Raw genomic sequence first — 24,798 nt, 5'->3', positions numbered from 1 at the left:
GATACAAAAACCGGCCCGCCGCCAAGCGTTTCGCCTGGCAACAAGCCGGTTTTACTGGTGCGCGAGGGGGGAGTTGAACCCCCACGCCCTCTCGGGCACACGGACCTGAACCGTGCGCGTCTGCCTATTCCGCCACTCGCGCAAGTGACTCGCCCGCGATCCGAAGGATAACGCGCGAAAAGCAACGCTGACCATCGTACCCAGATCCACGAGTGGCTGTCTAATCGAGGACGAGGTGTCCTTCGCCACGAGCCGCCAGACCCTCGGAAATTGTCCACAGTTCAGAAAACCCGCACTGTGTCGCCATCAAATCCGGGAATTGTCCCAGTGAATTGGTCCGAGACCGACCATTCACGGTCTATTCAGGATAGGTCTCTACTATCCTTGTGTCCGAGGCCGTACGCGGTGGCGGTACCCCGTACCCTAAAGCGAGGGTTGCCGGAGGACCGTAACCGCAGAACCAGGAGGCAACCATGGGACTCATAGAAAATGTTGAGCGGAGTCTCGAAAAGGCTGTGCGAGGGGTTTTCACCGCCGGCTCGAAGAACCGCATCGAACCGGTCGACGTCGCGAGCCGCCTGCGTTCGGAAATGGACAAGAAATCCTACGCAATCGCTGAGGGGCGAACCATCGCCCCGAACGTCTTCACCATCGAATTTTCGGATGCCGACTTCACCCGAGCCCAAGACTGGGGTCATGACCTGGCTGAGGAACTCTGCGACGTCGCCATCCGCCATGCACGGTCACAGGGTTACACATTGCGCGGCGCAGTTCGCGTCACTTTCACGCGCGCTCATACCGAAGAACTTCAAAAAGGCGAATTCCTCGTTCTATCCAGCCAAGAACGCGCCGGGCGTTCGGCATCGCGAGGACGCTCCACCCGAACGGCCCCGAAGACTTCCGCTGCTGCCGCCGGGGAGCGCTACAACGCGAGCCAGACCAATGCCCAGCAAACAGGATCACCCGTCGGGCATCAGGCGACCAACGTGCCGGCCGAGCCGGAACCGACTTATGCCCCCGGGTACGCGCCGGAGTACGAGGCAGACCCGGCCGACGCGGCCGCTACGGCTGCCCCTGCCGCAACGGCCGCTGCGTCAAGCAGAACCCTGCCCAGCGGCTCATCCCGCATCGCGCCCCGAACTCCCGGCAGGCGGGGCTCTGCGGGCGGCCGCCAGGCCGGTGCGGACCCGAACGCAACGCAAGCCATACCATCTCCGCACAGGTACGAACAGCCCCACCGCGCTGCGCCGAACTACAAGCCTGTCCTGGATATCAACGGTCAACGGTTCTCCATTCAGGCGAGCTCGATCGTACTCGGCCGTTCTTCGGAAGCTGATATAACCATCGAAGATACTGGTGTCTCCCGGCGCCACCTGGAGATTCTCAATCAAGACGGTGTCTTCCTAGCCGTGGACCTAGGCTCGACCAATGGGTCATCGGTGGATGGAACCCGGCTCAACGGTCGACGCGAGCTCGTGGATGGGACTGTCATTACAATGGGTCGGACCAAGATAACTTTCCGCTTGCTCGCCCCGAGGAGTAGTCGATAATGGCCTCAGAGCTGACCGTCACGTTGCTCCGTTTCGGCTTCCTGGCCTTGCTGTGGGTATTCGTCTTCGTGATCCTCGCCGGGCAGCGGCGAGACCTCGGAATAGGGCAGACACTCCGTTTCACGTCTTTGCCCGGCCGCAAGAAGAACAAGAAAAAAGGCGGCGCCCAAACTGCAACCTCGACCGGTTCCCAAAAGCAACAGACGCCTCAGCGGCCCAGCCAGCTTGCGATCATCGGCGGTCCCGGGTCCGGAAGCATCGCCCGGTTGGGCGACTCTCCGGTGCTCCTCGGGAGGGCGCAGGACTGCACCCTCCCCTTGGACGACGACTACTGCTCCGGGCACCATGCCCGCCTCTTCCCGCAGGGATCCCGCTGGTTCCTCGAGGACCTTGGGTCGACCAACGGGACCTTCGTGAACGATCAACGCCTGACGCGAGCGACGCTCGTCGAACCGGGCGTGCCCTTTACCGTGGGACGCACTGTCATTGAGTTGAGGGCGTAAAACCGATGAATATTGCTTTTCGGTACGCGGCACGCTCAGACACGGGACGCGTACGTAGCAAAAACGACGATTCCGCATATGCGGGCCGATACCTGGCCGTCGTCGCCGACGGCATGGGAGGCCATGTGGGCGGCAACGTCGCATCCGCCTCGACCGTTCTCGACCTGACCCCCCTGGATCACTCAGAATATGACGGCTCAGCGGGCACGATTCTTGCGGATGAAATTCAGACGGCCAACATCATCCTCAACCAATTGGTCGAAATGAATCCTCTGCTGGCCGGCATGGGAACCACGTGCACGGCCCTTCTGGTGGACGGCGACGAACTCGAGCTCGCCCACATCGGTGACTCACGCGCCTACCGATTGCGCGGCAAAAAATTCGAGCAGATGACCACCGACCACACATTCGTCCAGCGTCTGGTCGAAGAAGGCCGGTTGCGCCCCGAGGAAGCAGAGCACCACCCGCACAAGAACGTCATCATGCGTGTTCTCGGGGATACCGACGCATCACCCGAACTTGAGCTCAAACGCGTAGACGCGCAAGTTGGCGATCGGTGGCTCTTGTGTTCGGACGGACTCTCCGGCGTGGTCTCGGATCGCATGATCGAATCGATCCTCGGATCGACCAACGATCTACAGGAAATCTGCGAGTCCCTCGTTGAACTGACTCTCGACGGAGGCGCACCGGACAACGTGACCGTCGCCGTGGTCGAGGTCAATGAGGAGGCGAACTTGGCCAACGCCGTCACCAGTCGCCTTGACGCCGTAGGCCGGGACAGCCGGGCCGACGAACATCCCGAGCGCGTTTCCGAGGAACCCCAAGCGGCAGTCGGAACCACGTCGAGTTCCGGACTCATGCCGGCTGATTCATCGTTCGAAAGCTCCTCGCACCGCTCCAACGATCCGGATCAAGAGTGGCCCAAATTCCTGGATATAGAGGACGACTCATCCCTGGCCCCATGGGAAGAAGAATCTCCGGAAACTGGGGCATCGGACGTTGCACCAGAGAATGTCGCAGGCGTTGATGCCGCCTCCTCGACTCGGGACCGTGCCCCAGTGGACGAGGACTCCAACGAGTTGAAGGCTCCATGGCGGCGGCGACTGCCCCGAGAACGTGGCGAAAAGGTCCGCCACACCCTTCGGCACGGCCGGTGGCGCGGTGATTCCTTCTCGGACTCCGTGCTCAATGCGATGATGCAACGGTCCGGAATCGACCTCGAAGAGGCCAGTCAGCAAGAAGAAAGCTCCGCCTCAATCTTGCGTCGAGAGCTGGAGGAACGACCCCACCTGCTGGTAGGAGCGGCCGCCTCCGCCACCCACACCGGCCAGATACCCACGGTGACCGATGCGACCGTTCAGCGCAGGGCGACTCTGGCACGGACACCGTCGATGGACACCGACGAGGGCGAGGAGATTCCGGACGAACTGCTCGAGGAGATGGACAGCCCCCGACGCCGGAAGCGACGGTGGGGCCTGGCCGCTTTCATCTGGGCATTCATTCTGGTGCTCATCGCGGGTGCTGTTTGGGCCGGGTTGGCGTGGGTCAACAGCCAGTACTACGTCGGTGAGAATAACGGCAAGGTCGCAATTTACCGCGGCGTCGACCAATCACTCGGACCGATACACCTCAACAACCTGGAGAGAGAGACCGACGTGAAGGTCTCCGATCTTCCGGCCTATTCCAAATCGCGCGTCCACGAGGGCATTCACGCATCATCCGTGGCAGATGCCGAGCGCGTGGTGTCGGATCTGGACTTGGGTTCCCAAGGCGGAGGGGAATCCACCTCCCCAGCGCCCCACGGAACAGTATCGAGTGCTCCGCCATCAAGTGATAAATCATCGAATTCCAGCAATGATAGTCAAAAACCCAGCTCAGACGGGCAAGGAGGTGACGACCAGTGACAACCCAGGCTCAACCTGCTCAGGAGCATTCCTATACTCCGGACGAAGAGCAGCACATCCCCAAGCCTCGTCGCTTCTTCGAGCTTTTATTGCTGGCCATCTCGTGGATCATCGCTGTCGGCTCGCTCTGCCTCGTGGATCTGGACAACACGGCCTCCTTCGACCATCGTGTCGTCGCCGCCGCGGCTGTCCTTGTTCTCGGTTCCCTCATCATTCACGTGATTCTCCACCTCAAAGCACGGTACGCGGATCCATTCATCCTCCCGATCGTGGTGGTTCTCAACGGCATTGGCCTGACGATGATCTATCGCATCGATCTCACCACGCCGACGTCCTCGGTCAGTTCCCAGACGGCGTGGACCGCCGTTGCAATGATTGCTTGTGCCGCGGCCCTGTGGTTCCTCACGAATCACAGGGTGCTTTTGCACGTCACGTACATCAGCCTGGCCGCCTCGGTCCTATTGCTGCTTCTTCCGCTGGTTCCTGGCCTCGGGACCGAGATCAATGGTGCTCGCATTTGGATCGCGATCGGCGGCAGGACTTTTCAGCCCGGCGAAATCGCAAAGATCACGTTGGCTATATTCTTCGCTGGTTATCTGTCTACCAATCGCGATTTGATCCTGCTCGCGGGCAAGAAGATCGGGAGGATTCGGCTTCCGCGCTTCAAGGACTTCGCCCCGATGTTCGTAGCATGGCTCGTGAGCATCGGCGTCCTCGTCGTTCAGCATGACCTCGGCTCCGCGATCCTGTTCTTCGGTCTGTTCCTGGCGATGCTTTATCTGGCTACGAACCGGTTCACGTGGGTCGCTCTCGGACTGGTGCTGGTCGTCGTCGGCGGCTTCTTCGCGTACAAGACCATCAGCCACGTGACCCTGCGCATAGATTCTTGGGTTCACGCTTTTGATCCTGAGGTCTACAACCAGCAAAGCGGCGGTTCGGGGCAGATCGTCCAGGGGCTCTTCGGCCTCGCATCGGGTGGCCTCTTCGGACGTGGTCTCGGTAACGGCAGACCCGACCTCGTCTCATTCTCGAATTCGGACATGATCATCACGGCCATCGGAGAGGAGCTCGGGCTCTTGGGCCTCGGAGCGATTCTGATGCTGTTCTTGATATTGGTCTCCCGGGGATTCCGCGCGGCGTTGGGGACGCCCGACGCGTTCGGCAAGCTCCTGGCGGCAGGTCTGTCCGCCGCCATGGTCCTGCAACTTTTCGTGGTAGTCGGCGGAGTGACACGCCTGATTCCGCTGACCGGTCTGACGACGCCATTCATGTCCGCGGGAGGCTCGTCCCTCCTCGCAAACTGGTTCATCGTCGGGTTGTTACTCGCAATCTCTCACTCGGCTCGTTCGCCTCGCGTGGTCAATGAGGAGACTGCCGATGCCGAAACCACTGCGGATACAGGTCAGTTGGGGGCTACTGCGGCGATTTCCCGACTCGGCTCGAACTCTCATGAGGAAACTGCTTCTTCCCCACATTCAGCAGGAGGTCACTCGTGAACCAGGCCATCCGAAGAACATGGCTCGCCGCGGCGGGCGTCTTCATTTTGCTCATCGGCTCCCTGACGTACGTTCAATACGTGCATGCCGGTGCGCTGGCGGAAAACCCCTGGAACAGCCGCCAGCTCTACGATCAGTACGGTTCAGCACGCGGGTCCATCCTCGTCGACGGATCCGCGATCGCACAGTCCGTTCCGTCCAACGACAGCTTCGGTTATCAGCGCCAGTATTCACAGACCGACGAGTACGCCGCCCTCACCGGGTACTTCTCGATGGTTTACGGGTCCACCGGCCTCGAATCCGCTATGAGCGATGAGCTCTCCGGAAAATCGGACTCGCAGTTCTACGATCGCATCGCGCAAATCTTCTCCAACCAAGACACTCACGGTGCTTCGGTCGAGCTGACCATCGATCCGACGTTGCAGAAGAAGGCCACGGAGTTGATGGCCGGCCACAAGGGCTCGGTCGTTGCGATGAACCCGAAGACGGGTGAGATCAAAGCCATGGTCTCCACGCCAAGCTACGATCCCAATCAACTCGCGTCACACGACTCGAAATCGGTCATCCAGGCGTACTCCGAGCTGAACCAGGACCAGGACCGCCCACTCTACAACCGAGCCATATCCGGCGACCTCTACTCACCGGGTTCCACGTTCAAGATCATGGATGCGGTGGCCGCCTTGGAATCGGGCAAATACAACAAGGATTCGGTTCTGGACAACCCGCAGAACCTGCCTCTTCCAGGCTCCTCTTCGACCTTGCCGAATTATGTCAATGGCAACTGTTCCTCCCAGTCCAAGACGGACTTGCAATGGGCGCTAGCACAATCGTGCAACACTCCCTTCGCACAGATCGCAATGGACCTCGGTGAGGATAAGATTGCCAAGACGGCAAAGAACTTCGGGTACGGCCAGGATCTGGACATCCCGATGAGCGTCACCCCTTCAAACTTCCCCAGTGGCATGTCCAAGAGCGAGCTCGCGTTGTCTTCGATCGGTCAATACGACGTCAAAACCACCCCGTTGCAGGTGGCCATGATGTCTTCCGCAATCGCCAATAACGGCGTCCAGATGAAACCGAACATAGTCAAGACAGTTCGGTCCAACAGTCTGAGCACGCTCTACGATTTTTCGGCGGAGCAATTGCGGGAATCAACCTCGCCCGATGTGGCCCATCAGGTGCGCGACTGGATGGTCAACGACGTCGACGACGGAATCGCGTCCGGCGCGAAGGTCGACGGGACCAAGGTTGCGGGGAAGACCGGAACCGCCGAGACCGGCGTGGACGGAAACAACGAAGCGTGGTTCACCGGTTTCGCACCGGCGGACGACCCGGAACTAGCTGTTGCTATTGTCTATGAAGATGTAGATGCGGTCACAGGAGCCCAGCTCACGAGCCCTGGTGCCAAGCAACTTTTCGAGGCGGTGTTGAATCAGTGAGGCCCTCATCATCGATGACCCTTGGCGGTCGCTACGGCCTGACCGAGCGCATCGCTATCGGCGGTATGGGCGAGGTCTGGAAAGCCAAGGACAAAGTCCTCGGTCGCATCGTCGCCGTCAAGATCTTGAAAGAGGAATACACGGGGGACCCCGGTTTCCTCGAGCGTTTCCGCGCTGAGGCTCGCCATACGGCACTTCTGAACCATCCCGGCGTCGCTAACGTCTTCGACTACGGCGAGGAAGAAGGCTCGGCGTACCTGGTCATGGAGCTCGTGCCTGGCGAGCCTCTGTCGAACATCATCGAGCGCGAGAAGACACTTCCGGCCGATCGAACCCTCAACATCATCGCCCAGACGGCACGGGCATTGGCCGCCGCGCACGCCCAGGGACTGGTGCACCGCGACGTCAAGCCGGGAAACATCATGATCACGCCCGACAACCGCGTGAAGGTGACCGACTTCGGCATTGCCCGTCTGGCGGATCAGGTGCCGCTGACGGCAACCGGCCAGGTAATGGGAACTGCCCAGTACCTTGCGCCCGAGCAGGCCACCGGACAGACCGCAACGGCCTCATCCGACCTCTATTCACTCGGCATCATCGGCTACGAGTGCCTTGCGGGGAAGCGTCCATTCACCGGGGAATCTCAGATCGCAATTGCATTGGCCCAGGTCAATGACCCGCCGCCACCGTTGCCGAAGTCCGTACCGGTGCCCGCGCAGGCCATGATCATGTGTCTGCTGTCCAAGGACCCGGCCCAACGCCCGGCGAATGCGACGACGCTCGCGAGCGCCGTCGACGCTATCCGACGCAATGACCTCAAGGCCGCTGTCAAGGCCGTTCCCGGGCTCTCGACGTACCTGCCGATCAGCACCGACACGAGCCAGACACAGCCCGTCACGACGCCTACCGAGCCCTTGGGCGGGACTGACGCTACCCGCCAGTTCGGTTCGGGGGCCTCGGCCGCCGGATATCAGGCCCACCCCACCACATCGCAGTTGCCTGCCGTGGGCGAACCTCGTTCGTTGAAGTACCAGGGCGATTACTCGGACAACGGCGCGGAGAAATCGTCCAAGGGTGCTGCCGTTTGGAAATGGCTTGTCCCTCTGCTGGTGTTGTTGCTGGCTGTTGGCCTCGGCATCTGGTGGATCGTGCAGTCGGGTTCGGGGACGGACGCCTCCGCATCCCCTGGAGCGAGTGGATCCGTATCTTCGGCGTCTCCCTCCTCGAGTTCCTCGCAACCTTCGGCAAGCTCGAGCTCGGCCAAGATGGTTGATATCGACTCTTCGGCATACAAAGGCAAGAAGTTGGACGACGTCGTTTCCCAGCTGGCGAGCATGGGCCTGACTGTCCGTTCGGAAGGAAAGAATTCCAGCGAGCCCGAGAACAATGTCCTCGAGGTCTCCCCCGAGGGGCAGGTTGCCGCTGGTTCCAATGTGACCGTGGTGTATTCCACCGGGCCCGAGTCGGTTAACCTGCCGAGCAAGATGGTCGGCCAGGATGCCCAGTCCGTCATAGACGAGATCACTCAAATGGGCGTGAACGTGACCCGTCACGATCAGACCTCGAGCGATCAGGCCTCCGGCAAAGTCGTCCGGACCTCTCCCAGTGAGGGAAGCAAGGTGACGGTTGGCTCATATGTTGACGTTTACGTGTCCACTGGATCCGGGAGCAGTTCGAGCCCCGCTCCCGAGAACCCGGCGCCTACGTCATCCGCTCCGTCCCAGCCGAGCTCACCCTCGCCTTCGGCGGCCTCCACAAGACCCGCGACCAACGAGAATCAACAACCGGGTGAATCGTCCGAGGGCGGCACCCAAGGCTCCAACGGATGACTGAGACCCTATGAATCTGCGCGTTCCACGTATTCTCGATAACCGATACGAACTGGGTGGGATCCTGGGTTCAGGCGGCATGGCCACCGTCTATGCGGCCGAAGACAACCGCCTGGGCCGTCAGGTCGCCATCAAAGTTCTGCGCCCTGAGCACGCCGAGAACAGTGTTTTTCGAACCCGTTTTCGCCGCGAGGCCGAGGCCATCGCATCGTTGAACCATCCGACCGTCATCGCGGTTTTTGATACCGGAACGTTCCGTCCGATGACCGAAGAAAATGCGATAGCGGATCCGGATGCCACGGCTCCCATGCCCAAAGTGGAGTTGGAGCACCCCGGTGACGACGACATCGAACCCGACGAAGAGGCAGACGCCGACTCCGTTCCCTACATCGTGATGGAGCGACTGCACGGAGAAACTCTCAAAGACGTCATGGCCGACCGGGGGCAGTTCGCGATCGAAGATGCTCTGAGCTATACCGAGGGCATCCTCGACGCACTGGAGTACAGCCATGAGCGCGGCATCATTCACCGAGACATCAAGCCCGGAAACGTCATGGTGCTCAACCGCACCGAAGAAGACGAGGCTTTGGGTCGGCCAGCCCGGATCAAGGTCATGGACTTCGGTATTGCCCGGGCTATGACCGAAACGGCTCGTCCGTTGACCGAAGCCCAGACGATCATGGGTACCGCCCGTTACATCTCCCCGGAACAAGCCCGGGGCGAAACGGTCGACGCACGCTCCGACCTTTACGCCGTAGGGTGCCTGCTCTACCAGATGCTCGCCGGGAGGCCGCCCTTCGACGGTTCGACGAGCATCGAGGTTGTGGAGCAGCACCTCCGCGAGGCTCCGGAGACGCCCAGTACCTTCAGGTCAGAGATTTCACCCGCCCTGGATGCTTTGGTCCTCCGGGCGCTCGAAAAGAACCGCGTCGACCGGTTTCAATCCGCAGAAGACTTCGCTTTTGCGCTCCAGAATGCCTCCCACGGCATCAGCGTCGGCCATGCAGGGGCCCCAGACGAAGATCCGACGCAGGCCATCGGCGGTGTCACCGGAATCGCAGCGGGTGCCACCGCTGTGGGCGCGGGTGCGGCGGCGTCCCGGGCGGCTGACGGCAAGGCCCACCATGGCGACAACGAAGCGTACGAATCATCACTGAACTCCCCGGAGGCTTCGGACTCAGGAGAGTACAACGCGTATACCACGAATGAGGGCGACCAGCCTCAGATGGAAGACGCGAACGTCTCCGGTTTCTTCCCATCAGCGCAAGACGAGTACTCCGAGGACGAGCTCTACGATTACGAGCGCAACAAGGCCCTCGCTTCCAAGAAACGGCGTCGTAACGCTTGGAAGAACGTGATCCTCGGACTCATCATCTTCCTGCTCGCTGCAACCGCCCTTGGCGCGTGGCTCTACTACCAGAACGAGCTCAACAAGCCCGTCTACGTGAATGTGCCGGCCGTTGCGAACCAGTCGGAGTCGGACGCGGAGGAACATCTGCGCAATGAAGGCCTCAAGGTCAAGGTCGAGGAAGAGTTCTCGGACAATATCCAGCATGGCAATGCGATCAACACGGACCCCGCCGACGGAACCGAGGTCGAAAAGGACTCGACGGTAACCCTTCGAATATCCAAGGGTCCCGCGAATGTACAGCTTCCGGAGGACCTCTCGGGCCAGTCGGAAGCCTATGTGCGCTCCCGTCTCGAGGAACTAGGTCTCAAGGCCGGGCGAGTGGAAACGGCCAACAGTCCGACCGTTCAGGCAGGCCTGGTCGTGGACACCAACCCCAAGTTGGGCGAGCGGGTCAGCGCAGACACCACCGTCAACCTGGTCCTCTCGACCGGCAAGGTCCAGGTTCCCCAGGTCGTCGGGCTCACGCGTGACGAGGCGATTGCGACCTTGACCGGCAAGGACACCCTGCTCTCGACTGAAATCACCAATGAAGAGTCGAGCCAGCCCGCGGGAACAGTTCTGCGCCAGTCCGCACAGGCCGGGACGTCCATTGCCCAAGGCTCCACAGTGACCATCGCTGTCTCCTCCGGACCACGTGCGACGCCCTCTCCTTCGCCCAGCCCATCGAGCAGTCCGAGTGGAAATTCCGGTGACTCGGCCGCGAACGGGGGAAATAACTCCAACGGGAATTCCGGCGGCAACTCCTCACCCAGCAGTAGCCCGTCGCCCTCATCCTCCCCTTCGCCTTCTTCCAGCCCCAGCCCGGGACGGTAAGCGAGACAAAGTGAGCGGGCGGCCTCATGCCCATTGGGCACGAGGCCGCCCGCTCACTTATTTCCTGAGTGTCTCTAAGCCTCAATCAGAGGGGAGAGGTCACGGGCTTTCCTCACCGCCCCGGCGAGACCTAAGGACTCGAGCCAATTGCCGACCATGAGGTAACCGTCCTCGGTCAACACGGACTCCGGATGAAACTGAACCCCGTGCAGCGGCGCAGAACGGTGGCGCACACCCATAATGATCCCCGATTCGGTCCACGCGGTGGCCTCCAGCTCTTCCGGCAGGGTCCCGTCCGCGATCGCCAGGGAGTGGTATCGGGTCGCGGTGAATGGCGTTCGCACGCCGGAAAAAACGGAGAGCGAATTGTGGGTCAGCCGAGAGGTCTTTCCGTGCATGAGCTCGGGAGAGTGAGTCACGGTGCCGCCGAAGGCCTCGGCGATGGCTTGGTGGCCCAGGCACACGCCGAAGAGCGCCTTCTGGTGTTCGGTGGCCCAGTGAATGAGATCGATGCAGACCCCTGCCTCAGCGGGCGCTCCCGGCCCTGGCGAAATCAGCACGCCGTCGTGCTGCTCGGCGAGACGCCTGGCTTCCTCGGTGCTGAGATCATCGTTGCGGATCACGGTGGTCTCCGCGCCGAACTGCTCAACGTACCCGACCAAGGTGAAAACAAAGCTGTCGTAGTTGTCCACCACGAGAATCTTGATAGTCATGAAATTCTCCTACTCGTCCACGGTCACGTCGGGGCTCAATGGGCTGTACTCTTCAAGCCACGGAAACAAGAATTCCATGAGGAGATAAGCAACCGCGACAATCAGAACTATCGCAATGATGATCCGAAGCCACAAGGGGCCCGGGACATGAGCGAAGACCCATCCGTACATCTGTTACTGGTCCTTCCCCACGAGGTCGGCGATGGGCGGGGGCGGCCCCGCCGAATTCGGTTGCCATCCTTCGAAAACTGCGTAGGCGATGATGCGCTCGGTAGACCCGAATCGAGGGTTGCAGCTCGTCAATGTCATGATGCGGTCCTGTGGCTCTTCTCCAGGATATCCGGGGACAGGTGCAATGACATCCGTCTGCGAGGGCAGGACGATCTCGTTATTTCGAAAGACGTAAGTGTAATAGCCCTGAGCAGTGCGAACGTAGATGCGGTCCCCGGTAACTAGCTTGTCGATCTGGTCGAAGACCTTGCCGTTGGTCTGTCGGTGACCCGCTACCGCAAAATTCCCGATGTCTCCCGGCATTGCAGTGGATTCGTAGTGACCGACACCGAGCGTGTCCAGTACGTCGCGGCCCGTACCCTGAATGACCGGGCGCTCATAGGCCTCGCCGAACCGAGGAATATACATGATCCCGATACCCTGACCATGCGCCGGGGCTTCCCCGATAATGGGGTCCTCTGGGCCCTTGCCGGAATCATCGAGGCTTCCGGAGTCCCGGAAATTCTGCTTCATCTGGTCGACGGCGTCGGCCTGCGCTTTGTCGGATTCTAGATTGGTCCACCACAGTTGCCATACGACGAACAAGATCAGAATGAGACCCACAGTGATGAGCAACTCACCCAGGACCTGAATCACACCGCCGACCATGCTGCGGGGCCGTCGGTCAGCCCGTGAAGATGCTCTCCGCGCGGCCAACGGCACCTCCTGACGAAAAAGATACTGCCAATATCATTCGTACGAGCCGTGAATCCACAGGCACATATCGGCAAGAGCTTGGCAGATTGGTTAGACTCGACATTCAGGCGATCGGCCACCGAATACAGGCCGTTCTCGCCCAGAATCATACCTTATGTGGTCACCGCAGAAGTCGGACGCGGAATTCCAGGAGGACCAAGAATGGCCGAGGACAAGAAGACAGGCGGGGGCAACCTCGCCACCGGAACGTCGACCGAAAAGAATCCCCGTCGGGGGCTTTTCGGCTCACGCCGCGCTGGATCTAGCGTTGCGGGCGCTGACTCGAAGGTGACCGCTTCGGAAGGCGGCGACGCCGTAGGCCAGACGGACCGAACAACCTCCCTCATCGCCGACGAAGACACGAGCAGGACCTCCCCGTCGGATACCAAGGCGAAGCGGGCCCACGAGAGCGCCGAAGACGAGCGCCTGCGCAAAATCGCGGACGAGATGACGTCCAACATTCGTCAATCCTCCCCGACCCCCACGTGGTACATCGCGATCATGCTCGGCTTCATGATCATCGGTCTCCTGTGGATCATGACTTTCTACATCTCCGACCAGGCGCTGCCGATCCCCGATCTCAGTTTCTGGAACATCGCTATCGGCATCGGACTGATGATGGTCGGCTTGATCATGACAACCAGGTGGCGCTAGGTGGCCGAAGCTCGGGACCCTCAGGACCCCCTCAACGGCGAGTCCGGCCAGCATCCCGACTCCGAAGCCGCGGCCGAGGACCAGACTATGGGCCCCTCGGCGGAAAGGTCTGAGGCCCGTCCGACACGGCCCCGCGAGGATCGCCCCGACATCAGGGCCGCGAAGACCGAAACGCGCGTGCGCCGCTGGGCCCTCTTGCTGCTCGTACTGGTCCCGGTGGTCTACTTCGTGGTCCAGAAGCTGATCTCGTAACTGCAACCCGACCGATGCGGGATACGGAGGTCTGACACGGAGCCGATGGCAGTGACCTACGAAGTCATCGCCGTAAAGCCGGCATCGAAGGCCATGAAAAGCGGGATGATCCAGAAGATCGGCACGATAACGGCCAGACTTCTGGGAGCCCCGCCTGCCCGGCGCTGCTCGGGTTCGTCGCGTCTCACACGAGGATCGGACGTCCGACGCGAGGTTCTCACGAGCCTGAGGGTGGAGAGGACGGCTATTGCGAGCACCCCCAAGATCCCGACCGCGGCCAGGAACACGGGCGTCCCAGAGAACACCACGGGCAGGTCCGCTCGGGAGATCAACGCACCGGCCGCCCCCAGGACGATCGCGAGACCGAAAACAACGGTGAAAACCCAAACGTTGTAAATCGCGGTGCTTCCCCAAGCCGTCGTCGCGGTGACGACACCGACAATGGCGACCAGAACCACCCAACAGATCAGAGTCCCCAAGTTGATGACGAGTTCGGTACCCGTGATCCAGTCACGGATCGCATAGGAACCCACCAGGAGCAATAGGACCTGCACGACGACGGGCAAAGCCGTCCGGAGGACATCTCTCTTCTCCGAAGCCTTGGGCTCGAACCCCAGGGATTTCGCGTACTCCGCGGGATCGCCGAATTCCTCCTCCGGAGAGCGATCCATCTCGTCGCACTGGGTGTGCACGGAAGCGAGGCGGTCGGCGATGTCCTCTCCCGTGGCACCGGAGAGCCGGAGAGTCAGAACGAAGTCATCCACCCACATTCGGTGCGCTTGAGTCCAGTCCTTGAGAGTGGTCATGGCGAGCCTCCGTTCGCGGGTCGGAAGGTATTTCCTCCTTTGACCGTAGCGCACGGTGGCCACCGATATTCACGGCACAGGGCCCCTCCGCCTCAATGAGGAGGCAGAGGGGCCCTGGGCCGGAACCTATGGAGTCTGGCGCTGCGCCCTTATGCTTGAGGCGCGATGAAGGAGACGTCGAGCGAGATGTTGACCTTGTCGGAGACCAGGACGCCACCGGTTTCGAGCGCGGCGTTCCAGGTCATGCCGAAATCCTTGCGGGAAATCGCGGTGGAAGCCGAGAACCCTGCGCGGGTGGCACCGAACGGGTCCACGGCAACGCCGCCGAATTCGCCCTTGAATGAAACGGGACGGGTCTCGTCCTTGATGGTGAGGTCACCGTTGAGGGTGAAATCCTCGCCATCGGACTCAATCGAGGTCGAGGTGAAGGTCATGGTCGGGTAGTTCTCTGCATCGAAGAAATCTGCGCCCTTGACGTGACCGTCGCGGTCGGCATTGCCGGAGTCCAAGGAAGCGATATTCGCCGAGGCGGTCACGGATGACTGCTCGCCGATGTTCAGCTCGGCCGAGACTTCCTGGAAAGTGCCGCGCACCTTGGAGATACCGGCGTGACGCACGGTGAACTCGACCTCGGAGTGAGCGGGGTCAAGGGTCCAGATGCCTACGGAGAGTTCGTTGAAGGTGGTCATGGTGAGATCCTTTCGTTGATCTGAGTTCGAGATTTACTTTACGAGTAAACCTTTTCCATCACAACCCCGTGCCCGGTCAATCTATTCCCGGCAAGTGAGGACGCATCCCGAGGCCGACGGCCCAAACCGGATTCGCGAGACTCCGCGCCCCCCTCAGCCGCAAGACATGACGGAAATTTGCATTCAATGACGCTCCGGACTCGGATCGGTCTCACACCTGTAACCCCAAGAGATTTCCCTTTACGCTGTTAGGTACACCTAAACCAATGGAGGACATGTGACTACCGCACCCGTGTTTGAGCCCCGAGAAGAGTCAGAGCATTACGACGCCGAGCTCGTCGTGCTCGGCGCGGGCGGCACCGGCATAGCAGCAGCACTGGCCGCCGCCGAGCGAGGCGTCAAGGTCGTATTGCTCGAAAAGGGCAACCGCCCTGGCGGCGCAGCAATGTTCGGCGCCACCGGATTCGCCGCCTATGAGTCCGAGGCCCAGAGGGAAGCGGGAGAGACCTTCAGCGTCCAGGACGCATTTCACGCCATCACCGAATACAATCGCCACCGGTGCAACGAGAAGTTGGTGCGCGCGGTCGTCGGCCGTTCCGGGGAGACGGTTTCATGGCTTGCGAGTCACGGTCTCAAAACCACTTTGGCCGAACATGACGACGCGCACTCGGCCCCTGTCCAGGCCCAAACAGGAATTCTGACCGCGCACCGCAACGCACGGACTTACCACCGTTACGCATCCAAATTCGGTGGATTCAAGAAGATGCTGAAGGCCTTTCAAGACATGGACGGTCTTCTGCTGACCGAAACCGCCGCCACGGCGATCGAAACCGGCGCCGAAGGCGAAATCCTGGGCATCCGTGCGGAGAAGACGGACGCGGGCAAGCCCATCTCGACTCCGACCGCCCTCAGCAAGGATGCTTCCGAGGATCTCGAATCGGATGAGAACACGGCCCCGATTCACGTGGACATCAGTGCCAACGCCGTGGTGATCGGAACCGGCGGTTTCGTCGGAAACATGGAGTTGGTGCAACGAGAATTGGGGCCGATCGACGCTTCGACCCTGCACTTCACCGGAGAACGCAAGGCCGTGGGAACCGGCCGGCAGATCGCTGCGGCAGCCGGCGGGGTCTCGGATGCGGAACGCACCCTGGACATCCCGAGCTTCACGGTGCCGGGACGCTTTTCTTCCAGGGCCCTGGCGATGTTGGCCAACTTGCCGCTCCTGTGGGTCAACACTGCAGGGAAACGCTTCATCGACGAAGCCGTGACGTACCGTTTCGGGCAGCGCGGACCCGCCGTTTACCAACAGGGCGGTCACTTCTGGATGATCCTGGATTCTTCCACGGTCGAGAAGCTCTCCGCCGAGGGCCTCGCACTCTCCCCCGGCGAGGACCACAGTGCGCCGCTGCCTCCCGGAACGGTCGGCACTCCCGCGCAACCCCAGCTCGTGGAAGCGCTCGGCGAGGCCGTGGACTGCGGCTCGGCTTACATGGGAACTTCGGTCGAGGAGCTGGCGGGCGCCGTCGGCTTCCAGGCCCAGGAGTTCGCGGACACGGTGGATCGTTACAACCAGGCTGTTCGCGAGGGACACGACGAAGAATTCTTCACTCCCGCTTCTGTGCTCCAGCATCAGGTCAGCGCCGGCCCCTTCTACGCGGTCAAAGTCGTCAACACGGTCCGCGGGACCTTGGGCGGCATCAGCATCGACGAGCGAGCCCGCGTGCTCGACCCGCACAGCGTTCCCATTCCCGGCTTATTTGCTGGGGGCAACGAGACCACGGGATTCTACGGAGGCACGTACCCACAGATTGACGGCCTGACGCTCGCCTTTGCCTTCAACTCCGGACGCATCGCCGGTGAATCCGCCGCGGAATTCCTCGGAAAATAGAGGGTGTGGGGCGGCAACGCCACGGTCGGCTCAGGCATCCTTGATGCGTTGGGGGACCATAATGCAGGCCAGAGAACCAGTACCGCCGTCAGCGGTACGGCCAGCGTGAAACGCTCGCCCCGGAAGAGTACGGCCCGGATGGGAGCGAGAAGCGGAGTCTGGCCCACCTGGCGGAGAGCAACTGAGGCAACGGCACGCATCGGCCGTCGGCGCGATGTACGAGACCCTGGCCCCGAGACTCTGACGTGGATTCCGCACGGCGGACACCTTCCCCGGGTCCAGTTACCCTCCATGACCTCGCCCAGTGCGTCCGCGGAAGGGGCACCGGCGCGCGGCGTCGCGGTGACCCCGGGCGGGAACTATCAACCGACCGAACGCTAGGCGTCCCACATCCGGATCAGCTATGTCACCGCACCGACGGCGGCCGACGTCGCCTCCTCAATCCGCAGGCTGGGCTGACTGAGCGAGATCCTTGAGTGAAGCCGGTTGGTCACTGCCTGAGTCGTTGGCGTGCTGTTGCCCGGATCGCTTCCGTGAGTCTCTGGAGCGCAGGGGAATCGATGGTCCATCGTTGCCAGTAGATCGGGATGTCAATGGGCCGTTCCACGAGCCTGATGAGCTCCCCGGTCCTCAACGCTTCCTCGGCCTGGAGATCCGGCACGGCGCCCCAACCCATTCCCAGGCTGACGGCCCTGTAGTACTGCGTCGACGAGGGGATGTAGACGCGAGGCGCCTGGGTCTGGGGCCTCAGCCCGTGGCTCTCGGCGAGCAGCTGGACCATGTCGTCGAGCATGATGTCCTTACGTTCGAACTGAATCACCGGGGCCTCGCGCAGTTGGTCTTCGGTGAGCCGGGAAGGACTCTTGAAGAAGGCCGGAAAGAAGTAGTTCACGAAATCCGGTGATGCCGCTATGAAGTATCGCGTTGAACCGAGCAACTCGACCGAACATCCCTGAACCGGTTGCGGATCCACGGTCAGTGCCCCCATCACGCCACCGGAACGCAACAGCGCCGAGGAGTGTCTTTCGTCTTCACGGTGAACCTCGCAGTAAAGTCGCTCGTGTCTCGGGATGGACGCCAATGCATCCAGGAGCCAAGTCGCCAGGGAATCCGAATTGGAGGCAATCGCCAGCCGCCGGACTTGGTCTCCTCCGGTGAGTTCACGCTCCGATTCGAGGGTCAGCAATTCGATTTGTTTCGCGAGCCTCAGGACCGCGCGCCCGGGCTCGGTCGGTTCCACAGGGTTGGATCGCCTCAGGAGGATCTGCCCGCAGGCCTCCTCCATGGCCTTGATCCGTTGCGAAATCGCCGAGGCAGAAACCCGGAGGACCGGCGCGGCCTCTTCGAAAGTTTTCTCCTCCACGACGGTCGCGAACGTCCTGAGCTGCTCCGCGGTAAATCTCTTCACGCCATCATCATAAGCTCAGCTTAGGTATCCTAAAAAACTTTAGCTGTACTGTTCTGCTTTCTGGTCATAGCTTGGTCTCATGACCATCGATTTCTCCCTGATTCTCCTGGGTGTGGGAACCACCCTCGCTCTGATCACTGCCATCGGTGCCCAGAACGCTTTTATCCTCAAGCAAGGCATTATGGGGCGCCCGATGTTGCCCATCATCGTTTTCTGCATCGTCTCTGATGCCCTGCTGTATACCGCAGGGATCGGCGGAATGGGCTACCTGGTCGAGAGGCTCCCCTGGATCCAGACCGTCCTCCTGTGGGGTGGCGTGATATTCATGGTCAGCTACGGTGCGATGGCCGCCACAAGGGCCATCCGGCCCAGCGGTGAGGCCCTCGTCGTCACCCCGCAGGATGCGGTGGGGCCGGGGGCGCACTTCCCGGAGGAAAGCGCCGACGAATCGAGTGAATCGAGCGCCTCCACCCCCGGTGGCGGTGTCAGCCTCAAGACCCGGGGGGCGACGCGCACTCAACGCACGACGACGACCGCATCCCCCGAACCCACGGTCTTCGCCCTGCTCCTGACGTGTGCGGCCATGACTTTCCTCAATCCGCATACGTATCTGGACACCATGGTGCTCATCGGATCGGTCGCCAATCAGCAGGGCGACCCAGGGCGATGGTTATTCTTCGTCGGAGCCGTTGTGGGCTCCACGATCTGGTTCTTCGCCCTGGGATTCGGTGCCCGCCTTCTCCGACCCTTCTTTGCCCGTCCCGGTACATGGCGAATTTTGGACGGCATCATTGCACTGATCATGTTCACCCTCGCAGCCCACCTGATCATCGGATAGGGGATCCGGCAGAGGGAACTCGCTCACGCCTGCGGCCGAATTTGTCCCGCGACCTTTTGCGAGAGGTCACGCGAAGTTCACGTGGGGTTCTTGTGGCCGAGCCTACTGTGAAGCGTCGACAGACCCGATTGCCCATGGCACGGGATTCCCCGCTCAGAGGACGCAGACATGAGAATCGCAATATTTGGGTCAGGGTACGTTGGACTGGTTACCGGCGCGTGCTTGGCCGACGCAGGCCACCACGTCACGTGCATAGACGTGGATCCTCAACGCATCGAGCTGCTTCGATCCGGGACCTGCCCCATCTGGGAACCGGGTCTGGACGGCATGATCCGCACCAACGCAGAACAGGGTCGGCTCGATTTCACGGACGACGCGTCCGAGGGCCTCTTCGAGGCGAAGGTCGTTTTCATCGCAGTGGGAACCCCGCAGAATTCCGACGGCTCCGCGGACCTGCGCTCCATCGACGCCGTCGCCCAAGACATCGGCAATCTCACGGACCACCCGTTGCTGGTAGTCAACAAATCCACGGTTCCGGTTGGCACGGCCGAGAGGATCCAATCACTCATTGACGGGGCCATCGGCGGGCGCGGCGCCCAACACCGGGTTACGGTGTGCTCCAACCCCGAGTTCCTGAAAGAAGGGGCCGCGATCCAGGATTTCAAGCACAGCGAGCGGATCGTCATCGGCACATCCTGCGCTGACGATGAGAGGACGATGCGCGATGTCTACGAGCCCTTCAACCGGCAGCACGAGAAGATTCTGTCCATGGACATCGCTTCGGCGGAAATGACCAAGTACGCAGCCAACGCCATGCTCGCAACCAAAATCAGCTTCATGAACGAGATCGCAGGCATTGCAGAGGCCACCGGAGCCGACGTCGAAAAGATCCGCGTCGGCATCGGTTCGGACTCGCGCATCGGATATCAATTCCTTTACGCGGGCGCAGGGTACGGTGGTTCATGCTTTCCCAAGGACGTTGCGGCTTTGGCGCACACCGCCCGCACGGTGGGGTGCCAACCCCGGATACTCGAAGCCGTCGATGGCGTCAACACTCATCAGAAGACGTCGATATTCCGCAAGCTGGAGAGCCTTATGCCCTCGATGGATGGTGCGACCGTCGCCGTCTGGGGTCTTTCGTTCAAACCCAAAACGGATGACGTGCGCGAGGCGCCTTCCTTGGTCCTGGTTCGCTCGCTCCTCGATGCCGGCGCGGCTGTTCGCGCCTACGATCCGGTAGCAGTCGGAACATTCCGTGCCGCGCTCGGAACCGACGCAGGCCCAGTGGTCTTCACGGACAACAGTTTCGATGCCCTCGCGGGCGCCGATGCACTCGTCATATGCACGGAATGGGAAGAATTCCGCGTCTTCGATGCCGAACTTCTTGCCTCCAGAATGCGCGGTCGTGTGATCGTGGACGGCCGGAATCTCTACGAGCCCTCCCGCGTCGCCGAGGGGGGCTTCCGCTACGCATCGATCGGCCGAGGAGTCTCCGAGCCGGCCGAAAACCTCGCCCTTCTCCGAGCCGATCGACCAAAGGCCGTCTCGCGCCCGTGAGGGTCAGACTCTCAGGCGATCCAGCCACGGTCACGCACCTTTTCACACTCCGGTCACATTGGGAGACGGGACGTAAGATTCCGTATTCCCCTGCGCCAGTGGAAGTGCTCGCTCTATCGTGAGGAGAAAGGTAGGCCTAGCGGACATTCGGTATAGTCCGCTGAAAGGATGATCGATGACTGACGCGAGTCCAGAAAACAGGGAATCTATCAGCGAGATCTTCAAGGAGATCTTCGGACACCACCCGGCCGGCGTCGCGATCATCACGAGCACCGACGAGGACGGTCCCGTGGGCCTGACGGCCTCCTCCGTCTCGTCTATCTCGGCGGACCCGGCCATTCTGGGCTTTTCCCTCGCCGCCCGACGCGGTTCAGCGGCGCATATCGCTGACGCCGAAACGTACCTGGTGCACTTACTGGACGCCGAGAATGTCGAGCTCGCCAAGACCTTCGCAACGCACGGCGCACCCCGTTTCGGCGATGTGATGAATTGGGAGACCCTCCCCACCGGCGAGCCGTTGCTGACCGACGTCAGCAGAGTGCTGCGGTGCCGAACCCTGACTCAGGCACAGGCCGGCCCTGCCCTGGTCTTCACGGCCGAAGTCATAGAAGCCGCTCGAAACAATGACCCGGGAACTCCCTTGGTTTATCACCGTCGTGCATTCCATACTCTCGGTGAGCATTCATACATGATTTAGCGCCTATCCAGCATATTTTCAGATCAGCATTTTTGCGTAATATGCGGAAATAATTATTCGTACCCGAAAGTAGCGAGTTAACTTTGGTGGGCTGGGTTGCTGATGTGCACAGTGCGGCAATCCGGTGAGACGCGATCAGACCCCCATAGACCGGTCGCATCATTTAATCACCGGAATTCACTACGGCATCTGATCCCCCAATTTTGATGCCGTTCTGCACGCGGCAACCCAGCACTTCTCACTGTTGAATGAGCCTGCAGGCCCTGAAAGCACTGGCTTCTTCGTGAGCGAAGACCACCGGCTAGGCTGATCCTATGGGCGATATCAAGCAATCCACGGAACTGCACACGCAGGTCAAGAATTCGGCCGACCTTCCTTCTTCGTACGAGTTGATCGACCGCCTCCTCCGGTTCCCGACGATGAGCGAAACCTCGAACCTGGAGTTGATCGAGTTCATCGAGTCCCAATTCCAGCGCCATGGGATCGCCACACATCGCACTTACTCCGATGACGGGCAGCGAGCCAACCTTTTCGCGACGGTCCCGACCGAGAACGGCGAGACGAGCGGCGGAGTCCTCCTATCGGGCCACACCGACGTCGTGCCCGTAGAGGGGCAGCCGTGGGACACGGATCCCTTCACACCGACGATCAAGGACGGCAAGATCTATGCTCGCGGTGGTGCGGACATGAAGTCGTTCATCGGGGTCGCATTGTGGCTCCTGCCCCAGGTCATCGAGGCCAAACTTGCCGAACCGATCCATTTCGCCTTCACCTACGACGAAGAACTCGGCTGCTTGGGCGCCCCTCGAATGATTGAGGAATTCGGTCAACGGGGCGTCAAGCCGCGGTACGCGATCGTGGGCGAACCGACATTGATGAACATCGTCGTCGCCCACAAGGCTCCGCAACGCGGCCGCTTGACCTTCCGCGGAGTGCCCAAGCACTCTTCTCTCGCTCCTTTTGGAATCAACGCCGTCCGCTACGCGGGCGAGTTCATTCACTTCTTCAACGGACTGGTTGACGACCTCCGCGACAACGGGCCCAGGGTCGAGGGTTTCAACATCACGTACACCACCGGCGGCGTCAACTTCGCCCAAGGTGGTTCGGCCTACAACATCGTGGCCGACCAGTGCGTTCTTGAATACGACTTCCGGATTGTCCCCGGAACCGAGCCCGAGGAACTCGCCGAGAGGATCCGCATATTCCTCAGCGAAGAAATCGAACCGGCACTCAAGGACGAGGTGGCCAGGGTTCGGTCCCTCGATGGCGCGGATGAGAAGGCCCTCGGCAAGGTAGGGGTCGACTTCGAGGTTCTGGCACGAGTCCCGGCCCTCAACACATCCACGGACGCACCCATCGTGAAGTTTGCGGAAGAGCTCGGGGCAGTGCTCGACGGCGGCGGCGAGTCGACACACGTCTCCTACGGGACCGAGGGCGGACAGTACTACGAAGCCGGCATACCGGCCATTGTGTGCGGTCCGGGTTCTATTTCTCAGGCTCATACTGAGAATGAATGGGTTGAACTGTCCCAAATCGAAGCATGTGAACGATTTATGATAGAAATTCTGAACAAATCCAAGGCGTAAACCGACCGGAGCCAACCGTTCAGTGCATGCCGCGCGAGTAGTTTTTATCCAAGAATTATTGGCCGGGGTAGGTGCAAACATCACACGTATTTGAAGGAGATGACATGCCCCGAAAGCGGCGTATGGAACATGAGCAAGCTCGCGAACTCATTCTAGGGACCGCGCTGGCTACCTTTGCTCACAACGGTTTCTACAGCACCACCATGGATGAAATTGCGGAGACCTCGAACCTTTCAAAACCGTTCCTGTACCGGTATTTCAAAAGCAAGGACGACTTGTACCTGGCGGTCGTGGACGACTGCGTCGAGAAGTTCCTGTCCATGATCCATGGCCCCTTGCATGCCGAACTGTCCTCGGAAGAACGCACCGAGAGCTCCATCAAGGTCCTCACGGATTTCGTGATCCGGGAACCGGATCGCTACAAGATTCTGTTCGAGTCGGACATGCTGAATACCTCGGCCGTGGACGAGCGCGTGAGCAGGCTCCGCGAAGGGCTCGTCGACACCTTGACTCAAGTTCTCCTCAAAGAATCCAAGTTCACGGAGGAGGCGGCCTGCCGGCTTTGCGCCGAGGCCATCATCAGCGCCGCGCTGACTTCTTCCAAGGTCATCGCGGGGGCCGAAACCCCCGAGGAACAGAACGAGCTGAGCAAGGTTTTGATTCGCTTCGCATGGGGCGGCATACACCACATGGACGACTGACGAGCTCTCTCAACAGCCGACCCACCCGCGCTGCCCGATGGTCGTGGCCAGATATTCGCCGCACGCCACGGAAACAGCACCGCTGCAACGGAACCACCAGGGAGCACGATCCGTCGGAGCTACGGCACCCAGCCCGAGGCTTGGCGTGATATCAGGGCGAACACCCAGATGGACGTGAACAGAGGGGCTGGGCGCCGCCCGACAGAGACTCGTCCGGCATCCTGAATTCCGGAAGAACGTCGGTGAGATGCAGTTGAGTTCCGTGTTGTCGCGGTCTCGTGCGCCCAACATGTGCCACCCCGGTGAGGTCAGCTATAGCAATGTACTGTGCTTCATCGGTGACTCCGGAGTCACATAGGAGCAGTTTGCTACGCGGATTGTCGACCGTCGTTATGGACACGAAAACCGCCGACGAGTCAGCCGCACATAGAGAAGAGGCCCGTGTTTGGGGGAACCACAACCACAAACACGGGCCTCTTCGACCCCGAGCGTACCTTAAGAAGCTCGAAAACTTCTCAGGCCCTAGGGAGAGGGCTCGGGGCGTTCGGCGTACCGTCCGGTTACCGGACGGTACAAGTTTTATCTACGGTGAACTACTTTATCGCATGAAATCGATCAACGCATCGTTTGCGCCAATGCCTTGTTCCCGCGATTTAAAAACTACACGCTCATGCTCCCACTTGCCCAGAGGTCGGTGGTTCCTCGCCTTGTGCGCCGCCGATGGTCGGGTTTTTCCCGGCGAGAGCAAGAGCCACGGTCGCCATCGTTCTTCTCTTGGACCATTTCGAGGTGTCATTCCCCCGATACTCGTTCCACTCGGAGGCCGGCGATCCCCAGGTCGGCATGTCGGCGTTACTCGTCGATGGATACGTGGTGCGGGACGTGATCCGACCGGTGGGCACGGTGCGTCGGCCAGAGGCGCTGGACCCGGTCCTTCGGTGCATCTCGACGTCCGCTGGCACGAACTGCTGTTTGTCGCCCCTTGGGTCGCTGGGTGTCTTCGAAATCATCATTCGTCCTTTCTATCGGCCGGGGAGGCCCCGCCCGGGTTACCGCGATGGCTGGACCAGCCGGTCAACAGCCCGGTACGTCTCG

The 24,798-nt window shown here is 60.9% G+C and carries 22 protein-coding genes and 1 tRNA gene; 15 read left to right on the top strand and 8 right to left on the bottom strand.

All coding sequences use genetic code 11. The features are described from left to right. Positions 1–55: 55 nt before the first annotated feature. A tRNA-Leu gene (locus sake_RS00715) sits at positions 56–142 on the bottom strand. A gap of 331 nt (positions 143–473) precedes the next feature. On the opposite strand from sake_RS00715, the gene sake_RS00705 reads away from it, so the two are divergent. The 7 genes from sake_RS00705 to pknB are packed head-to-tail and all read left to right on the top strand — an operon-like array spanning position 474 to position 10,945. Beyond that, positions 474–1,550 (top strand): DUF3662 and FHA domain-containing protein, encoded by a 1,077-nt coding sequence (locus sake_RS00705; RefSeq protein WP_243155710.1) that lies wholly within the window; start codon positions 474–476, stop codon positions 1,548–1,550. Then, positions 1,550–2,053, top strand: a complete 504-nt coding sequence (locus sake_RS00700) for an FHA domain-containing protein (protein WP_178945230.1) — start codon at positions 1,550–1,552, stop codon at positions 2,051–2,053. The genes sake_RS00705 and sake_RS00700 overlap by 1 nt, the downstream gene beginning before the upstream one ends. Before the next feature lie 5 nt (positions 2,054–2,058). Next, positions 2,059–3,957, top strand: coding sequence for a PP2C family serine/threonine-protein phosphatase (locus tag sake_RS00695; protein ID WP_129358393.1), 1,899 nt, complete (start codon positions 2,059–2,061; stop codon positions 3,955–3,957). Then, positions 3,954–5,453: an FtsW/RodA/SpoVE family cell cycle protein gene (locus tag sake_RS00690; protein WP_178945229.1), complete on the top strand. Its 1,500-nt coding sequence runs from the start codon at positions 3,954–3,956 to the stop codon at positions 5,451–5,453. Before sake_RS00695 ends, sake_RS00690 begins: the two co-directional genes overlap by 4 nt. After that, positions 5,450–6,892, top strand: a complete 1,443-nt coding sequence (locus tag sake_RS00685) for a penicillin-binding protein 2 (protein WP_129358392.1) — start codon at positions 5,450–5,452, stop codon at positions 6,890–6,892. Before sake_RS00690 ends, sake_RS00685 begins: the two co-directional genes overlap by 4 nt. After that, positions 6,889–8,721 carry a protein kinase gene (locus sake_RS00680; protein ID WP_129358391.1) on the top strand — a complete coding sequence of 611 codons (1,833 nt, stop codon included), beginning with the start codon at positions 6,889–6,891 and terminating at the stop codon, positions 8,719–8,721. Before sake_RS00685 ends, sake_RS00680 begins: the two co-directional genes overlap by 4 nt. 10 nt (positions 8,722–8,731) lie before the next feature. Then, positions 8,732–10,945: a Stk1 family PASTA domain-containing Ser/Thr kinase gene (gene pknB, locus sake_RS00675; RefSeq protein WP_129358390.1), complete on the top strand. Its 2,214-nt coding sequence runs from the start codon at positions 8,732–8,734 to the stop codon at positions 10,943–10,945. A gap of 74 nt (positions 10,946–11,019) precedes the next feature. Here pknB and sake_RS00670 read toward each other — a convergent pair whose 3' ends face one another. The 3 genes from sake_RS00670 to sake_RS00660 are packed head-to-tail and all read right to left on the bottom strand — an operon-like array spanning position 11,020 to position 12,537. Beyond that, the gene (locus tag sake_RS00670) at positions 11,020–11,658 is read right to left on the bottom strand and encodes an aminodeoxychorismate/anthranilate synthase component II (protein WP_178945228.1); all 639 of its coding nucleotides are present in this window, start codon (positions 11,656–11,658) and stop codon (positions 11,020–11,022) included. 9 nt (positions 11,659–11,667) lie between these two features. Beyond that, positions 11,668–11,829, bottom strand: a complete 162-nt coding sequence (locus sake_RS00665; protein WP_165000919.1) for a hypothetical protein — start codon at positions 11,827–11,829, stop codon at positions 11,668–11,670. 3 nt (positions 11,830–11,832) lie between these two features. After that, positions 11,833–12,537, bottom strand: a complete 705-nt coding sequence (locus sake_RS00660; RefSeq protein ID WP_178945227.1) for a class E sortase — start codon at positions 12,535–12,537, stop codon at positions 11,833–11,835. 249 nt (positions 12,538–12,786) lie between these two features. On the opposite strand from sake_RS00660, the gene sake_RS00655 reads away from it, so the two are divergent. Both sake_RS00655 and sake_RS00650 read left to right on the top strand, forming a co-directional pair. After that, positions 12,787–13,278: a cell division protein CrgA gene (locus sake_RS00655; protein WP_178945226.1), complete on the top strand. Its 492-nt coding sequence runs from the start codon at positions 12,787–12,789 to the stop codon at positions 13,276–13,278. Continuing rightward, positions 13,279–13,530, top strand: coding sequence for a hypothetical protein (locus sake_RS00650; RefSeq protein WP_129358386.1), 252 nt, complete (start codon positions 13,279–13,281; stop codon positions 13,528–13,530). 56 nt (positions 13,531–13,586) lie between these two features. On the opposite strand, the gene sake_RS00645 is transcribed toward sake_RS00650, so the two are convergent. Then, entirely contained in the window at positions 13,587–14,336 is a 750-nt protein-coding gene (locus sake_RS00645) for a hypothetical protein (protein ID WP_178945225.1), read from the bottom strand. Between the two features lie 149 nt (positions 14,337–14,485). After that, complete coding sequence (locus tag sake_RS00640; protein ID WP_129358384.1) at positions 14,486–15,025, bottom strand: YceI family protein; 540 nt, start codon at positions 15,023–15,025, stop codon at positions 14,486–14,488. 277 nt (positions 15,026–15,302) lie between these two features. Here sake_RS00640 and sake_RS00635 point away from each other — a divergent pair, with 277 nt between their 5' ends. Continuing rightward, complete coding sequence (locus sake_RS00635; protein WP_178945224.1) at positions 15,303–16,916, top strand: FAD-dependent oxidoreductase; 1,614 nt, start codon at positions 15,303–15,305, stop codon at positions 16,914–16,916. Between the two features lie 490 nt (positions 16,917–17,406). On the opposite strand, the gene sake_RS00630 is transcribed toward sake_RS00635, so the two are convergent. After that, positions 17,407–18,324 carry an ArgP/LysG family DNA-binding transcriptional regulator gene (locus sake_RS00630; protein WP_129358382.1) on the bottom strand — a complete coding sequence of 306 codons (918 nt, stop codon included), beginning with the start codon at positions 18,322–18,324 and terminating at the stop codon, positions 17,407–17,409. A 79-nt stretch (positions 18,325–18,403) separates the two neighbouring features. Here sake_RS00630 and sake_RS00625 point away from each other — a divergent pair, with 79 nt between their 5' ends. From sake_RS00625 to sake_RS00605, 5 genes are all read left to right on the top strand, one after another. Beyond that, positions 18,404–19,162: a LysE/ArgO family amino acid transporter gene (locus sake_RS00625; protein WP_129358381.1), complete on the top strand. Its 759-nt coding sequence runs from the start codon at positions 18,404–18,406 to the stop codon at positions 19,160–19,162. Positions 19,163–19,330: 168 nt separating this feature from the next. Further along, positions 19,331–20,719, top strand: a complete 1,389-nt coding sequence (locus sake_RS00620) for a UDP-glucose/GDP-mannose dehydrogenase family protein (RefSeq protein WP_178945223.1) — start codon at positions 19,331–19,333, stop codon at positions 20,717–20,719. Positions 20,720–20,894: 175 nt separating this feature from the next. Further along, entirely contained in the window at positions 20,895–21,416 is a 522-nt protein-coding gene (locus tag sake_RS00615; RefSeq protein WP_129358379.1) for a flavin reductase family protein, read from the top strand. Between the two features lie 314 nt (positions 21,417–21,730). Beyond that, positions 21,731–23,002 carry an acetylornithine deacetylase gene (argE, locus tag sake_RS00610; RefSeq protein WP_178945222.1) on the top strand — a complete coding sequence of 424 codons (1,272 nt, stop codon included), beginning with the start codon at positions 21,731–21,733 and terminating at the stop codon, positions 23,000–23,002. A gap of 104 nt (positions 23,003–23,106) precedes the next feature. Continuing rightward, positions 23,107–23,703: a TetR/AcrR family transcriptional regulator gene (locus tag sake_RS00605; protein ID WP_129358377.1), complete on the top strand. Its 597-nt coding sequence runs from the start codon at positions 23,107–23,109 to the stop codon at positions 23,701–23,703. Positions 23,704–24,371: 668 nt separating this feature from the next. On the opposite strand, the gene sake_RS00600 is transcribed toward sake_RS00605, so the two are convergent. Beyond that, the gene (locus tag sake_RS00600; protein WP_178945221.1) at positions 24,372–24,716 is read right to left on the bottom strand and encodes a hypothetical protein; all 345 of its coding nucleotides are present in this window, start codon (positions 24,714–24,716) and stop codon (positions 24,372–24,374) included. Between the last annotated feature and the right edge of the window lie 82 nt (positions 24,717–24,798).

This window comes from Kocuria sp. TGY1127_2 (assembly GCF_013394385.1).
GTDB lineage: Bacteria > Actinomycetota > Actinomycetes > Actinomycetales > Micrococcaceae > Rothia.
This window is presented reverse-complemented; position numbering and strand designations above follow the sequence as displayed.

What these genes read in the sequence shown, in the direction of transcription:
- sake_RS00670 (WP_178945228.1), bottom strand. Translation starts at nt 11,658, where the DNA reads ATGACTATCAAGATTCTCGTGGTGGACAACTACGACAGCTTTGTTTTC.
- sake_RS00625 (WP_129358381.1), top strand. Translation starts at nt 18,404, where the DNA reads ATGACCATCGATTTCTCCCTGATTCTCCTGGGTGTGGGAACCACCCTC.
- sake_RS00660 (WP_178945227.1), bottom strand. Translation starts at nt 12,537, where the DNA reads ATGGTCGGCGGTGTGATTCAGGTCCTGGGTGAGTTGCTCATCACTGTG.
- sake_RS00605 (WP_129358377.1), top strand. Translation starts at nt 23,107, where the DNA reads ATGCCCCGAAAGCGGCGTATGGAACATGAGCAAGCTCGCGAACTCATT.
- sake_RS00600 (WP_178945221.1), bottom strand. Translation starts at nt 24,716, where the DNA reads ATGATGATTTCGAAGACACCCAGCGACCCAAGGGGCGACAAACAGCAG.
- sake_RS00700 (WP_178945230.1), top strand. Translation starts at nt 1,550, where the DNA reads ATGGCCTCAGAGCTGACCGTCACGTTGCTCCGTTTCGGCTTCCTGGCC.
- sake_RS00645 (WP_178945225.1), bottom strand. Translation starts at nt 14,336, where the DNA reads ATGACCACTCTCAAGGACTGGACTCAAGCGCACCGAATGTGGGTGGAT.
- sake_RS00620 (WP_178945223.1), top strand. Translation starts at nt 19,331, where the DNA reads ATGAGAATCGCAATATTTGGGTCAGGGTACGTTGGACTGGTTACCGGC.
- sake_RS00665 (WP_165000919.1), bottom strand. Translation starts at nt 11,829, where the DNA reads ATGTACGGATGGGTCTTCGCTCATGTCCCGGGCCCCTTGTGGCTTCGG.
- sake_RS00615 (WP_129358379.1), top strand. Translation starts at nt 20,895, where the DNA reads ATGACTGACGCGAGTCCAGAAAACAGGGAATCTATCAGCGAGATCTTC.
- sake_RS00640 (WP_129358384.1), bottom strand. Translation starts at nt 15,025, where the DNA reads ATGACCACCTTCAACGAACTCTCCGTAGGCATCTGGACCCTTGACCCC.
- sake_RS00655 (WP_178945226.1), top strand. Translation starts at nt 12,787, where the DNA reads ATGGCCGAGGACAAGAAGACAGGCGGGGGCAACCTCGCCACCGGAACG.
- argE (WP_178945222.1), top strand. Translation starts at nt 21,731, where the DNA reads ATGGGCGATATCAAGCAATCCACGGAACTGCACACGCAGGTCAAGAAT.
- sake_RS00705 (WP_243155710.1), top strand. Translation starts at nt 474, where the DNA reads ATGGGACTCATAGAAAATGTTGAGCGGAGTCTCGAAAAGGCTGTGCGA.
- sake_RS00695 (WP_129358393.1), top strand. Translation starts at nt 2,059, where the DNA reads ATGAATATTGCTTTTCGGTACGCGGCACGCTCAGACACGGGACGCGTA.
- pknB (WP_129358390.1), top strand. Translation starts at nt 8,732, where the DNA reads ATGAATCTGCGCGTTCCACGTATTCTCGATAACCGATACGAACTGGGT.